Origin of the sequence: Variovorax paradoxus (genome assembly GCF_000834655.1) — a bacterium.
GTDB classification, from domain to species: domain Bacteria; phylum Pseudomonadota; class Gammaproteobacteria; order Burkholderiales; family Burkholderiaceae_C; genus Variovorax; species Variovorax paradoxus_F.
The window spans coordinates 43,920-56,294 of record NZ_JXQQ01000136.1; the positions used below are offsets into that span (position 1 = coordinate 43,920).

13 protein-coding genes are annotated in these 12,375 nt (G+C 70.1%); 3 read left to right on the forward strand and 10 right to left on the reverse strand.

Annotated elements, in window-relative coordinates; genetic code table 11:
- The first annotated feature begins 118 nt into the window (after nt 1-118).
- Nucleotides 119-829 (forward strand): alpha/beta fold hydrolase, encoded by a 711-nt coding sequence (locus RT97_RS31470; protein WP_172672273.1) that lies wholly within the window; start codon nt 119-121, stop codon nt 827-829.
- A 6-nt stretch (nt 830-835) separates the two neighbouring features.
- On the opposite strand, the gene pcp is transcribed toward RT97_RS31470, so the two are convergent.
- The 7 genes from pcp to RT97_RS31505 form a co-directional block, all read right to left on the reverse strand.
- Nucleotides 836-1,525 (reverse strand): pyroglutamyl-peptidase I, encoded by a 690-nt coding sequence (gene pcp / locus RT97_RS31475; protein WP_172672274.1) that lies wholly within the window; start codon nt 1,523-1,525, stop codon nt 836-838.
- Nucleotides 1,526-1,530: 5 nt separating this feature from the next.
- The gene (pxpA, locus tag RT97_RS31480; protein WP_042582795.1) at nt 1,531-2,271 is read right to left on the reverse strand and encodes a 5-oxoprolinase subunit PxpA; all 741 of its coding nucleotides are present in this window, start codon (nt 2,269-2,271) and stop codon (nt 1,531-1,533) included.
- 81 nt (nt 2,272-2,352) lie between these two features.
- Complete coding sequence (locus RT97_RS31485; RefSeq protein ID WP_042582796.1) at nt 2,353-3,357, reverse strand: biotin-dependent carboxyltransferase family protein; 1,005 nt, start codon at nt 3,355-3,357, stop codon at nt 2,353-2,355.
- Nucleotides 3,354-4,016, reverse strand: a complete 663-nt coding sequence (gene pxpB / locus RT97_RS31490; RefSeq protein WP_042582797.1) for a 5-oxoprolinase subunit PxpB — start codon at nt 4,014-4,016, stop codon at nt 3,354-3,356. The genes RT97_RS31485 and pxpB overlap by 4 nt, the downstream gene beginning before the upstream one ends.
- A 6-nt stretch (nt 4,017-4,022) precedes the next feature.
- Entirely contained in the window at nt 4,023-4,526 is a 504-nt protein-coding gene (gene coaD, locus RT97_RS31495; RefSeq protein ID WP_042582798.1) for a pantetheine-phosphate adenylyltransferase, read from the reverse strand.
- Nucleotides 4,527-4,569: 43 nt separating this feature from the next.
- On the reverse strand, nt 4,570-5,226 hold the full coding sequence (locus tag RT97_RS31500; RefSeq protein ID WP_042582799.1) for an RsmD family RNA methyltransferase: 657 nt from the start codon (nt 5,224-5,226) through the stop codon (nt 4,570-4,572).
- Nucleotides 5,227-5,280: 54 nt separating this feature from the next.
- Entirely contained in the window at nt 5,281-5,916 is a 636-nt protein-coding gene (locus tag RT97_RS31505) for a LysE/ArgO family amino acid transporter (protein ID WP_042582800.1), read from the reverse strand.
- Between the two features lie 75 nt (nt 5,917-5,991).
- On the opposite strand from RT97_RS31505, the gene RT97_RS31510 reads away from it, so the two are divergent.
- A complete protein-coding gene (locus RT97_RS31510; protein ID WP_042582801.1) occupies nt 5,992-6,900 on the forward strand; it encodes a LysR family transcriptional regulator ArgP in 909 nt (302 codons plus the stop codon).
- Nucleotides 6,901-6,903: 3 nt separating this feature from the next.
- On the opposite strand, the gene RT97_RS31515 is transcribed toward RT97_RS31510, so the two are convergent.
- Together RT97_RS31515 and RT97_RS31520 are read right to left on the reverse strand one after the other, a co-directional pair.
- Nucleotides 6,904-8,244, reverse strand: coding sequence for a M16 family metallopeptidase (locus tag RT97_RS31515; RefSeq protein ID WP_042582802.1), 1,341 nt, complete (start codon nt 8,242-8,244; stop codon nt 6,904-6,906).
- Nucleotides 8,245-8,261: 17 nt separating this feature from the next.
- Nucleotides 8,262-9,713: a M16 family metallopeptidase gene (locus RT97_RS31520; protein ID WP_155403955.1), complete on the reverse strand. Its 1,452-nt coding sequence runs from the start codon at nt 9,711-9,713 to the stop codon at nt 8,262-8,264.
- Nucleotides 9,714-9,742: 29 nt separating this feature from the next.
- Here RT97_RS31520 and ftsY point away from each other — a divergent pair, with 29 nt between their 5' ends.
- A complete protein-coding gene (gene ftsY, locus RT97_RS31525; RefSeq protein ID WP_042582803.1) occupies nt 9,743-11,020 on the forward strand; it encodes a signal recognition particle-docking protein FtsY in 1,278 nt (425 codons plus the stop codon).
- Between the two features lie 161 nt (nt 11,021-11,181).
- On the opposite strand, the gene RT97_RS31530 is transcribed toward ftsY, so the two are convergent.
- Nucleotides 11,182-12,201 carry a hypothetical protein gene (locus tag RT97_RS31530; RefSeq protein ID WP_042582804.1) on the reverse strand — a complete coding sequence of 340 codons (1,020 nt, stop codon included), beginning with the start codon at nt 12,199-12,201 and terminating at the stop codon, nt 11,182-11,184.
- Between the last annotated feature and the right edge of the window lie 174 nt (nt 12,202-12,375).

Below are 12,375 nucleotides of genomic sequence, written 5' to 3' on the forward strand. Positions count from 1 at the left end.
CGCGCGCGGGGGTGCGTCGCGCAGCGCCGCAGAGTATGTCGGGCAAGCCCCGCAGTGGCTGCTGGCCATGAAGCCTATACCGTTACGCCGGCTTGCCGCGATCGCGCAAAATCGCCCCATGCCCCATCTTGTCCTGCTGCCCGGCCTCGCCTGCGACGAGCGCCTCTGGGAGGCCCAGCGGCCTGCCCTTCCCTCCGCCTTCGACGCCCGCGTGAGCGACGTCCAGACGCGCAACGACACCATCGAGGCCATGGCCGCGGCCGTGCTGCGCGAGCACGCCGGGCCGCTGGTGCTCTGTGGCGCGTCCATGGGCGGCATGGTCGCGATGGAGGCGGCCCGTCAGGCGCCCGAGCGCATCGCCGGCCTCGCCCTGCTCGGTACCAGCGCGCGGCCCGAGCCGCCCGACATGTTCGAGATGCGCGAAGCCGCCATCGAACTCTTCGAGCGCGGCGAGGCGCGCGACGTGATCGAGGCGAATGTCTATTTCGCCTTCCATCCGGCGCAGGCCGACGACGCGGTGCTCGTGCAGCGTTATCTGGACATCGTGCTGGATGCCGGCACGGCCCAGCTCATCGCCCAGAACCGTGCGGTGATGCGACGCCCCGATGCGCGCACCCACCTGGCCTCGCTGCGCGCACCGGTGCTGCTGATGTGCGGCGACGACGACAGGCTCGCCCCCCCCCAGCACACGCGCGAGATCGCGGCGCTCGTGCCGCAGGCCGAGGTGGTGTGGGTACCGCAGTGCGGGCACATGCTGACCATGGAAAAACCCGAGTTCGTCAACGCGGCGTTGAACGCCTGGTTGGCAAAGACCTTCCCCTCGGCCTGAAGAGGCTCAGTGCAGCTGGCCGCCGGTCTCGGCCACGTCCTGCTTCACCGCGAGCGCGGTGGCGACCGCGATGCGCAGCGCCTCGGTCATCGTGGCCAGCGACATGCTCGGCGCGCCCGGAATGCGTGCCGCCTGCTCGGGCAGGTACGGAATGTGGATGAAGCCACCGCGCAGGTCGGGCACGCCCGATGAACTCGCAACTGGATGCATCGCGATGCGGTGCATCAGCCCGTAGAAGATGTGGTTGCACACGAAGGTGCCCGCGCTGTTCGACACCGAAGACGGAATGCCGGCAGCGCGCAGGTCGCGCACGATGGCCTTGATGGGCAGGGTCGAGAAATACGCCGCCGGCGCGCCGGGCACCACCGGCAGGTCGATCGGCTGGTGGCCCGCGTTGTCGGCGATGCGCCCGTCGTCGATGTTGATCGCGATGCGCTCGGGCGTGATCTCCGAGCGTCCGCCGGCCTGGCCGATGCAGAGCACCAGTTGCGGCTTCAACTCGTCCATCGCGCTCGCGAGCGCCTCGAGGGCGTCGCCGAACACGCACGGCATCTGGCGCGCATGCACCGTCGCACCGCCCGTCTTCCAGCCGTCGAGGGCGCGCACGGCCTCCCACGATGGGTTGACGGCTTCGCGGTCGAACGGATCGAAGCCCGTCAGCAGCACGTTCGTGCGTTTGGCCACGGTCTTGCGCATGCGGCTCACGCCATCGCGCGCACGGCGATGCCCTCGGCCTGCAGGCGCTCCCGGATGCGCCGCGCGAAGGCCAGCGCATGCGCGCCATCGCCGTGCAGGCACACGGTCTGCGCATTGACCGCCACGGTGCTGCCGTCGATGGCGGTCACCTGGTGGTCGCGCACGAACGCGAGCGTCTGCGCGATCGACTGCTCCTCGCTCTCAATCAGCGCGCCGGGCTGGCTGCGCGGCACGAGGCTGCCGTCGGGCATGTAGCCGCGGTCGGCGAACACTTCTTCCACGGGCGTGAGGCCGGCGCGGCGCGCGGCATCGATCATGTTGCTGCCCGCGAGGCCGAAGAACTTGAGCGACGGATCGAAGCGGCGCACCGCTTCGCAGAGCGCATCGGCGAGCTCGGGCTCCTTGACCGCCTGGTTGTAGAGCTGGCCGTGCGCCTTCACGTGCGCGAGCTGGCCGCCCTCGGCCTTGACGATCGCCGCGAGCGCGCCGACCTGGTAGAGCACGTTCGAGACGATCTCGTCGGGCGGCAGGTGCATGGTGCTGCGGCCGAAGTTCTCGCGGTCGGGAAAGCTGGGGTGCGCGCCGATGGCCACGCCGTGTTCGATGGCCCAGCGCACGCATTGGCGCATGGTCTTGGCGTCGCCCGCGTGCCAGCCGCAGGCGATGTTGGCGGAGCTCACGAGGCCCAGCAGCGCTTCGTCGCTGCCCGCGCCTTCGCCGAGGTCGGCATTGAGGTCGATGTGCATGGGAGGTTCCTTCTTCTTCAGCAGGGCTGCACCGGCGCGGCCCGCTGGCGGCGTGCTTGCACAGTCTAGGGCCTGTTCACCCTACGCAAGGGGCGCGCCCGGCCAGCCTGCCACGGCGAGGCCTTGTGCCACCTGCGCCAGGTAGCGCTGCTGCTCGGCCCATGCGGCGAGCGCCTCTGCCATGTCGACCTGCACGAGGCGCAGCTTGCCGTTGAGCGGCGCCTGCGCGAGCTTCCAAAGGTCGGCGCGGATCACCACGCCGATGCGCGGATAGCCGCCCGTGGTCTGCGCATCGCCCATCAGGATGATCGGCTGGCCCGAGGGCGGCACCTGGATCGTGCCGGGGATCACGCCCGAGGAGAGCATGTCGCCCGCGCGCTTGCGCTTGAGTTCGGTGCCCGCGAGCCGGCTGCCCATGCGGTTGCTCTGCGAGGTGATGCGCCAGCGATCGCCCCACAGCACGTCGCGCGCGGCGAGCGTGAACAGCTCGAATTCGGGGCCGGGCAGCACGCGCAGGGCGATGGCGCCGTCGGCTTCTTCCGCGCCCCAGTCGGGGCCGCGCAGGCCGAAGGGCTTGCGCGCGCGCTGCGCGGCATCGAGCGGCGAGGCGCCCAGCGGCAGCTTGTCGCCCTTGCGCAGCGCGCGGCCTTCGTGGCCGCCGAAGCCGGCCTTGAGGTCGGTGCTGCGCGAGCCGAGCACGGGCGGCACGTCGATGCCGCCCGCAATGGCGAGCCAGGTGCGAAGACCCGCCTTCTTCGCACCGGACGCGTTCGCGCCCATGAGCTTGAGGACCTGGCCCGCCGCCACCGGCACGCTCCAGCAGGGCCAGAGCGGCACGCCGTCCAGCTGCGCGCCGAAGTCGTCGCCGGCCAGGGCGATGCGCGTGTCGGTTTCGAAGCGCAGCTCGCAACCGCCCATCGTGAGTTCGAGTCCCGCAGCGCCGTCGGCATTGCCGACCAGCCGGTTCGCGAGCGCGAGCGCCAGCACGTCGAGCGCGCCGCCCGGGCAGATGCCCAGCTGGCGATGGCCGTGCCGCCCCAGGTCTTGCACCGAGGCCAGCAGGCCGGGCTTCTGGACGACGATCATGTCTCGACGCTCTCGACGACGAAGCGCACGCGGTCGCCCGGGCGCAGCAAGGTGGGCGGCTCGGCCGCCGGATCGAACATCTCGAGCGAGGTGCGCCCGATGAGCTGCCAGCCGCCCGGCGACGCGAGCGGATAGATGCCGGTCTGCTCGCCGCCGATGCCGACCGAACGCGCGGGCACCGCGGTGCGCGGCTCCGCGCGGCGCGGCGTGGCGAGCTCGGGCGCGAGCCCCCCCATGAAGGCGAAGCCCGGGAGGAAGCCGAGCAGGTAGACCACGTACTCGCCCGCGCTGTGGCGCCGCACCACTTCCGCTGGCGTGAGGCCGGTGTGGGCCGCGACATCGCCGAGGTCCGGGCCGTGCTCACCGCCGTAGGCGACGGGAATCTCCACCAGCCGGCCATCGACGGCCTTGGCAGACAGCTTCGGCCACGCGGCGAGCACCTGTGCCATGAGCGCATCGAGCTCGATGGCGGTCGGATCGAAAGTCAGCGTGAGGTTGTTCATGCCCGGCAGCACTTCGCCGACGCCGGGCCATTCGCGGGCCTGCGCGGCCAGTGCCCAGATGCGCTGCTGCTGCACCAGCGTGGCCGGTGCCGGCAGCTCGCACAGGAGCGCTGCATCCCCGAGCAGATGCAGGCGGGGTGGCGGCGAACCGCTCATCGCGGTTTATTCACGGCCGAGGCTGCGCACCTTGGCGGCGAGCATGTGCTCGACGTTGGGCGAGACGAACTTGTTGACTTCGCCGCCGAGCATCGCGATCTCGCGCACGAAGGTGCTGGAGATGAACTGGTATTTGTCGCTGGGCGTGAGGAACACCGTCTCGACGTCGGGCATCAACGAGCGGTTCATGCCCGCGAGCTGGAACTCGTAGTCGAAGTCGGTCACGGCGCGCAGGCCCCGCACCATGGCCTTGCCGCCGCGCGCCACCACGAAGTCGCGCAGGAGGCCCGAGAAGCTCTCGACCGTGACCTGGTCGCTGTAGGGCTTGACGGCTTCGCGCGCCATGTCCATGCGTTCCTGCAGGGTGAACAGCGCTTTCTTGTGGTGGCCCGCCGCGACGGCGACGATCACCTTGGAGAAGAGTTGGGTTGCACGCCGCACCACGTCCTCGTGACCGAGGGTGATGGGATCGAATGTGCCCGGATAAACCGCGATGACGTTGCTGGCCATGGTTGCTTCTTCCTCATGCAGCCGGTGCGGCTTGTTCGGCGGATTATGCAGTCCCCTCCGAGGCCAGCCGCAACAGGTGGGCATGCACGGCGCCGGCTTTGAGGTAACGAAAGCTTGCGAGGCCGAAAGCGGCCAGTTCCTCGTCGTTCCACTGGCGAGGGGCTTCCAGGTACGCGACGCCGCCGGGGCGCAGGGCACGCGCCGCGGCGCGCAGGGCCGGTTCGTAGAGCGCGGTGCTGTCGAAGGGCGGGTCGAGGAAGACGGCGTGCAGGCTCGCGGCGGTGGTGCGCTCGAGCGCCGTGACGCCGTTGCCGCGCTCGATGCGGACGGCCTCGGCCGACAGCTTGGTCCTGGCGGCCTGCAGTTGCGCGACCAGGCCAGGGTCCTGCTCGCACAGCAGCACGTTCGCCGCGCCGCGCGACGCGGCTTCCAGGCCCAGCGCGCCGGTGCCCGCGAAGGCGTCGACGCAATGCCAGCCCGGCAGTTCGCCGCCGCCCGCACCGGCCAGGCTCGCGAGCCAGTTGAAGAGCGTCTCGCGCACGCGGTCGGGCGTGGGGCGCAGGCCCGGCTTGTCGGCCACCGAAAGGCGGGTGCGCTTCCATTGGCCGCCGATGATGCGGACCTCGCTGGATCGTGCGGGGCGCGCAGGGCGCTTGGCTGCGGGCGGACGGGGAGCTGCGGCGGCTTTCTTCTGGGGCATGCGGCGAGCTTAACGCCGCGGCACCGGGCCGATCGCGCGTCGCTCACGCATCGATCAGGCGCCGGTCAGCGCACGCCGCGCCAGCATCGCGGCCAGCACGAGCATCGTGCCGCCGATCAGCGCATCGAGCATCTGCCAGGCGCGCGGACGCGCGAACACCGGTGCCAGCAGCCGCGCGCCGAAGCCCAGCGCAGTGAACCACAGCACGCTCGCCACCGTGGCGCCCGCGACGAACCAGACCTTGAGCGAACCCGCGTACTGCGCGCCCGCGCTGCCCACGAGCAGCACCGTGTCCAGGTAGACATGCGGGTTCAGCAGCGTGAAGCCCGCCGCCTGCGCCACCACGGCCGCGCGCGAGAGCGCCGCGCCCTGCGCCGTCGCCTGCAGCGCGCCGGGCTGGCGCGAACGCCACAGCGCGCGCAGGCCGTAGGCACACAGGAATGCCGCGCCGAGCCCCGCGAGCACCGTCGCCAGCATTGGCCGGCCCTTCAGCGCTTGCGCCATGCCGGCCACACCGGCGCCGATCAGCACCGCGTCGCTCGCCGCGCAGAACAGCACCACGGCCGCGACATGCTCGCGCCGCAATCCCTGGCGCAGCACATAGGCGTTCTGGGCGCCGATGGCGACGATGAGCACCAGGCTCATGAAGAGCCCGTTGAGGAAGGCGGTGGTGGCGAATTCGGCAGACATGGTGCGAGCTTGCCGGGCCCCATGGATTAATTCAAACTAAACCTCCTAACTTCAATTCAGTTTGGCTAAATCACGATGCTCGACTACGCCGCTCTCAACGCCTTGGCCGCCGTCGTGCGCGAAGGCAGCTTCGAGCGCGCCGCGCGCGCACTGAACGTCACGCCCTCGGCCGTCTCGCAGCGCGTGAAACTGCTGGAGGAGCGCACGGGCGGCGCGCTGCTGGTGCGCAGCCAGCCCTGCGTCGCCACCGAGGCCGGCCTGCAGCTGTGCAGGCATGTGGAGCGCGTGGGCATGCTGGAGCACGAACTGCGCGACGCCCTCCCCGCCCTCGGCATGGGCGGCGAGGCGAACGAACGCGTCACGGTGCGCGTGGCCGTCAACGCCGACAGCCTGGCGACATGGTTCATGGCCGCGGCCGCCGCCTTCGCCGTGCAGGAAGACACCGCGCTGCTCGACCTCACGGTGGACGACCAGGACCACACGGCCGAGCGGCTGCGCAGCGGCGCCGTGCTCGCGGCAGTGACCGCGCTTGCCCAGCCCGTCGCAGGCTGCAACAGCGAGGCGCTGGGCACGATGCACTACGTGGCGGCCGCGAGTCCCGAATTCGTGGCGCGGCATTTCGCCAAGGGCGTGGGCGCGCGGACGCTCGCGAGCGCACCCAGCCTGGTGTTCGACCGCAAGGACCGCCTGCAGGCGCGCTGGGTGCGCCGCATCTGCCACCGCAACGTCGAGACGCCGCGGCACTGGATTCCATCGCCGAATGCATTTGTCGAGGCGGCATCCGCGGGCATGGGTTGGGGCATGCATCCGGCCGGCATGGTGGCCGATGCGATCCGCGAAGGCACGCTGGTGGCGCTGGTACCGGAGTCGACGCTGCCGGTGCCGCTCTACTGGCAGCAGGCACGCGCGGCGCCGCAGTTGCTCAAGCGGCTCGGCGCGGCGGTGCGTGCGGCCGCAAGAAGCGGCCCGCACGCGCTGTCATAGCGGCTACTTTCCGCCCACCACCACCGTCACCATCCGCTCCGGCTGCAGCTTGCGCGCAAACGCCGCCTTCACTTCAGCCGCGGTGACCGCATTCATGCGCGTGGTCCAGGTATCGAGGTAGTCCAGCGGCAGGTCGTGCCAGGCGATGTTCGCGACGTTGCCGATCAGCTTGCGGTTGCTGTCCAGCAGCAGCGGAAAGCCGCCGATCAGGTTGTCCTTGGCGGCCTTCAGTTCGCTCTCGGTCGGGCCTTCGGCCACGAATTTCGCGAGCACTTCGCGCGACATCTTCACGGCCTCTTCGGCCTGGTCGGGCCGGGTCTGGAAGCCGATGCGGAACGCGCCCGCGTCGAGCCCCGGTGCGAAGCCGCTGTAGATGCTGTAGGTCAGGCCGCGCTTCTCTCGCACCTCGTTGGTCAGGCGCGAGACGAAACCGCCGCCGCCCAGCACGTAGTTGCCCAGGTTGAGCGCAAAGTGGTCGGGGTCCTTGCGCGGGTAGCCGGGCTGGCCGATGAAGACGTGGGCCTGGGCCGAATCGAACGGAATGCGCTCGTCCTTGGGCGCGGCGAGCGCGGCCACCGGCGCGATGGCGGGCAGCGGCGCGCAGCTGTCGGCCGCGGGCAGGCGCGACAGCAGCGTGGTCGCCGCCGTCTCGGCCTCGGCGCGCGTGACCGCGCCCACGATGCTGAGCTTGGCGCGGCACGGCAGGATCAATTCCTGGTAGCGCTGGCGCATCGTGGCCGTGTCGATGCGCGCGAGGGTTTCCTCGGTGACTTCCTCGCCGTACGGATGCACGCCGTAGACGTCCTTGGCGAACGCGCGGCCGGCGATGGTCGCGGGCTTGGTGTTCGCTTCCTTGATGGCGGCGTTGATGCGTTCGCGCTCGCGCAGCCACACGTCGTCGGGGAACGAGGGCTCGCCGATCTCGCGCGAGGCCAATGCCACGGCCTTGCCGAGCAGCGCCGGGTCGGAGAGCGTGCGCAGCGAATAGCTCATGCGGTCGGTGCCCGCGCTCACGTCGAAGCTCGCGCCCAGGTCGGCCCAGGCTTCGCCCAGGGCATTCTGGTCGAGCGCGGGCTCGCCGTTCTTGCCGGCGCGCACGCCCTTCTCGACCATCGCCGAGGTCACGCTGGCCAGGCCCGCCTGCGGCGCCGGGTCGCGCCGGCTGCCGGCGTCGAAGTCGACCTGCACGTCGACGATCGGCAATGCGTTGGTCGCCACGAGATAGATCTTGGCGCCGTTGGCGAGCGTCCAGTGCTGGATGGGCAGCGCGGCCTGCGCGCTGGCCAGGCCGAGCACGGCGGTGCCGGCAAACACGGCGCGCAGCGCCAGTTTTTTGAAGGTCATGTTGTGTTCCGGGTCTTTCAGCGCAGCTCGCCTGCGGGTGCCGCGAAGCCGCGGGCACGGGGCTTGGCTTCGAGCGGCAAGGGACGCAGCGTGGCCACCGTGAGCTGGTCGTCGCCGAAGTACTTGGCGGCCACGGCCTGCACCTGGGCGGCGGTGACGGCCTGCAGCCGGGCGACGATGCGCTCGCTCGCATCGAGCGGCAGGCCCTGGATCCAGTTGCTGCCCAGTTCGCGCGCCTGCGCCATCACCGAGTCGCGCTTGTACGTCTCGCTGGCCACCCACTGGGTCTTGACGCGGGCCAGTTCGGCCTCGCCCACACCGTCTTTTGCGATGCGTGCCACCTGGGCGCGCAGCGCGGCTTCGACCGCCTCAGCGCTCTTGCCGTGGGCCGGCACGCCGTCGAGCACGAAGAGCTGCGGGCCGCGGCCGACGAAGCCCGAATAGGCGCCGGCGGAATCGGCCACCCGGTCGGGCCCCTGCGTGAGCGCGCGATCGAGGCGCGCACCGGCGTAGCCGTCGAGCACTGCCGAGAGCACCACCAGCGCCCACGAATCGCTGTTCGTGTCGTCGATGTTCGCCAGCTGCGGCACGCGGTAGGCGAGCGACACGTAGGCCTGCTCGGCGGGCGCCTTGAACTCAAGGCGGCGGATGCCGCGCTGCGCGGGCTCCACGCGCGGCTTGCGCGGCGGAACGGCGGCTGCCGGGATGCGGCCGTAGTACTTCTCGGCGAGCGCGCGGACTTTGGCGATATCGACGTCGCCGGCCACCACGAGCACCGCGTTGGCGGGCACGTACCAGCGCTTGAAGAATGCGCGGGCGTCGTCGGGCGTCATCGCATCCAGGTCGCTCATCCAACCGACCACGGGGCGGTGGTACGGCGAGGCGGTGAAGACGGCAGCGTTCTGCTGCTCGCCGAGCAGCGCGCGGGGCTGGTCTTCGGTGCGCAGGCGCCGCTCTTCCTTGACGACCTCGATCTCGCGCTTGAACTCGTCGTCGGGCCACTGGTTGTTGGCAAAGCGGTCGGATTCGAGCTTCATCACCTGCTCGAGGCTGCCGACCGGAATCTGCTGGTAGTAGCCGGTGTAGTCGCGGGTGGTGAAGGCGTTTTCCTGCCCGCCCAGCTGCGCCACGCGGCGCGAGAACTCGCCGGGCTTGATGTCCTTCGTGCCCTTGAACATCATGTGTTCGAGCGCATGTGCGACCCCGGAAGTGCCGTCGACCTCGTCCATGGAGCCGACGCGGACCCAGACCATCTGCACCGCGGTCGGCGCGCGCCGGTCGGGCTGGACGATCAGCGTCATGCCGTTTGCGAGGGTGAATTGCTGGGGGCCCGGTGCGGCCGCGGCGGCGGCAGAAGATGCAGCGGGGGCCGGTGTGGACTGGGCCTGTGCAGGCATGGCCCCGGACGCCATCAGCGCCACTGCCAGCACCGCACCGGACGCAGCACTGCGTGGCGAGAGGTGTTTCATAGAATGGGTCGGATTGTAAAAAGCTCCTGATGTTCAGTTTCTTCAAGAAAAAACCGCCTGCCGAAACCCCGGTCGCGCCGGCGCCGACCCCACCAGTCGCCCCGCCCGCCGCCCCTGCACCCGTTGCCGAGCCCGCCCCCGCGCGCTCGGTGTTCTCGCCTTCGAGCTGGTTTGGCGGGAAGCCCGCGGCCGAGGAGCCCGCGCCTGCGCCGGTCCAGGCACCTGCGGCGATCCCCGCACCCGCCCCTGTGGCATCGCCGGCGCCCTCTCCGACTCCGACTCCGGCGCCCGTGCCGGCGCCAACGCCGGTCGCAGCGCCTGCCCCGGTTCCCGTCCCGGCTCCGGTTCCGCCCCCTGCGCCCGTCCCTGCCCCGAAGCCCGCCGTCGTCGAAGCGGCTGCGGCCCCCGAGCGCAAGGGCTGGTTCGACAAGCTCAAGACCGGCCTGCGCAAGACCGGCACCGGCATCCAGGCCGTGTTCGTCAACGCGCAGATCGACGATGCGCTGTATGAAGAGCTCGAATCCGCCCTGTTGATGGCCGACACCGGCGTCAAGGCCACCGAATACCTGCTCGACGACCTGAAGGTCCGCGTCAAGCGCCAGATGGCCACCGACGCGTCGCAGGTCAAGGTGCTGCTGGCCGAAGCCATCGCCGACCTGCTGCGCCCGCTCGAGAAGCCGCTGGTCATCGGCCAGTTCACGCCCACCGTGATCATGGTGGCCGGCGTCAACGGCGCGGGCAAGACCACTTCCATCGGCAAGCTCACCAAGCACCTGGCCACCGAGGGCGCCTCGGTGCTGCTGGCCGCGGCCGACACCTTCCGGGCGGCGGCGCGGGAGCAATTGCTGGTCTGGGCCGACCGCAACACGGTGGAGATCGTGAGCAACGAGGGCGGCGACCCGTCGGCCGTGAGCTTCGACGCGGTGAACGCCGGCAAGGCGCGCGGCAAGGACGTGGTGCTAGTCGACACCGCCGGCCGCCTGCCGACGCAACTGCACCTGATGGACGAGCTCAAGAAGATCAAGCGCGTGGTCACCAAGGCCGACGCCACCGCGCCGCACGAGGTGCTGCTGGTGATCGACGGCAACACCGGGCAGAACGCGCTCGCACAGGTCAAGGCGTTCGACGAGACGCTGGGCCTCACCGGCTTGATCGTCACCAAGCTGGACGGCACGGCCAAGGGCGGCGTGTTGTGCGCCATCGCGCGGGAGCGGCCCATTCCGGTCTACTTCATCGGCGTGGGTGAGAAGCTGGAAGACCTGGAGACCTTCAATGCGCGCGAATTCGCGCAGGCTCTTTTGGGCTGAGGCTGTCGGCTGACATCGCGCCGGCCGCACGGATCAAAAAAAAGAAGCGGCCCCCGCTTTCGCCGGGGCCGCTCTTCACTTCTTCTTCTCTTCTCCCTTTCCCCCTGGTTCCCTGATTCCTTGTTGCGCCGGGTCGAGCGCTTGTCGTGCGTGTGCGCGGCTCAGAGGCCGAACAGCGACACCGGCATGCATAGCGGACCGCTGCTGCAGTTGACTGGCACGAAGTAGAGCGTCTGGATCGAACCGCTCGGCAGGCCCATGCCACCGATCAGGCCGGCACCCTTGGCGCCTTCGGTATTCGCCTGCTGGATGAAAGCCGTGCTGTTGCCCTCGGGTGCAAGGCCGTAGAAGCTGAATGTGGCCGGCTGCGACAGGTCCTTCGCGTAGATCACGCCGCCGCCATCCGGAAAGACGTACTCGGTCCGGTAGCGGAAGCCCCGGCCGCCGCGCTCGTTGAGCTGGGCCAGATAGGCGTCGTCGCTGCCGGCGAAATCGGCAACCTCGTAGCCGTAGGTGGCGCCGGTGGCCGAGTTCTTCTCGTAGATGGCGACGGACGTGCCGCCCGCAATGAACGCAGGGCTCACGTTGTAGAAGCCGTCCGCGCCCTGGCTGTTGGCCTGGGCCAGGAAATCGGCCTTGCTCGTGGCCATCGCCACGGTCCGGTAGCTGAACGTGCCGGGCGTGGCGTTGTTCTTGCGGTAGACGTAGAAGATGTCGCCGTTGACGCTGTACGAGCCCGCCCACTGGAAGCCCCGTGCACCCGCCTCATTCACCTGGGTGAGGAAGGCGGCATTGTCCGCGGTGAGCGGCTTGGTCTCGTAGCTGTATGTCGCGTCGGCATCGCGAACGTAGCCTTCGACGATCTCGGTCGTGGTCGGGCTGGTCGCGAAGGCAAAGCCGCTCAGGAAACGGAAGCCGCGCGCGCCCTGGGCGTTGAGGTGGGCAGCGAAGGCGCTGCTGTCGCCTGCCACCGGCAACGCTTCGTACAGGAACGTGCGGGTGGACGGAATGGGCGCGGGTGCCGGCGGCGGCGGTGCGGGCGGAGGCGGCGGGGGCGCCGGTGGAGGTGGGGGCGGCAGCACGAATCCCGCGCCGCCTCCGCCGCTGCCACCACCACCACACGCTGTCAGGGCGAGCGCTGCCGCCACTGCGACGGCCACTGCCGCGAGCTTGAACTTCACTGGGAACTCCTCCGTTTATTTCGCTGGATTCACGACGATGCGGACTGTCCGCATGCAACGGCTCGAAGCCGTCGACCCCACGAAGTTACGAGAAGCCGTAGGCGCTCACCAGTGCCGAAAGTCATTACGTTCGCCGTCTACACGCGCGATCGGCCAGCGATCGGCGCTCAACTA

Coding starts and splice junctions, on each gene's coding strand:
- RT97_RS31505 (WP_042582800.1), bottom strand. CDS start 5,916: ATGTCTGCCGAATTCGCCACCACCGCCTTCCTCAACGGGCTCTTCATG.
- pxpB (WP_042582797.1), bottom strand. CDS start 4,016: ATGAGCGGTTCGCCGCCACCCCGCCTGCATCTGCTCGGGGATGCAGCG.
- RT97_RS31485 (WP_042582796.1), bottom strand. CDS start 3,357: ATGATCGTCGTCCAGAAGCCCGGCCTGCTGGCCTCGGTGCAAGACCTG.
- RT97_RS31470 (WP_172672273.1), top strand. CDS start 119: ATGCCCCATCTTGTCCTGCTGCCCGGCCTCGCCTGCGACGAGCGCCTC.
- RT97_RS31515 (WP_042582802.1), bottom strand. CDS start 8,244: ATGACCTTCAAAAAACTGGCGCTGCGCGCCGTGTTTGCCGGCACCGCC.
- RT97_RS31500 (WP_042582799.1), bottom strand. CDS start 5,226: ATGCCCCAGAAGAAAGCCGCCGCAGCTCCCCGTCCGCCCGCAGCCAAG.
- pcp (WP_172672274.1), bottom strand. CDS start 1,525: ATGCGCAAGACCGTGGCCAAACGCACGAACGTGCTGCTGACGGGCTTC.
- RT97_RS31520 (WP_155403955.1), bottom strand. CDS start 9,713: ATGAAACACCTCTCGCCACGCAGTGCTGCGTCCGGTGCGGTGCTGGCA.
- ftsY (WP_042582803.1), top strand. CDS start 9,743: ATGTTCAGTTTCTTCAAGAAAAAACCGCCTGCCGAAACCCCGGTCGCG.
- coaD (WP_042582798.1), bottom strand. CDS start 4,526: ATGGCCAGCAACGTCATCGCGGTTTATCCGGGCACATTCGATCCCATC.
- pxpA (WP_042582795.1), bottom strand. CDS start 2,271: ATGCACATCGACCTCAATGCCGACCTCGGCGAAGGCGCGGGCAGCGAC.
- RT97_RS31510 (WP_042582801.1), top strand. CDS start 5,992: ATGCTCGACTACGCCGCTCTCAACGCCTTGGCCGCCGTCGTGCGCGAA.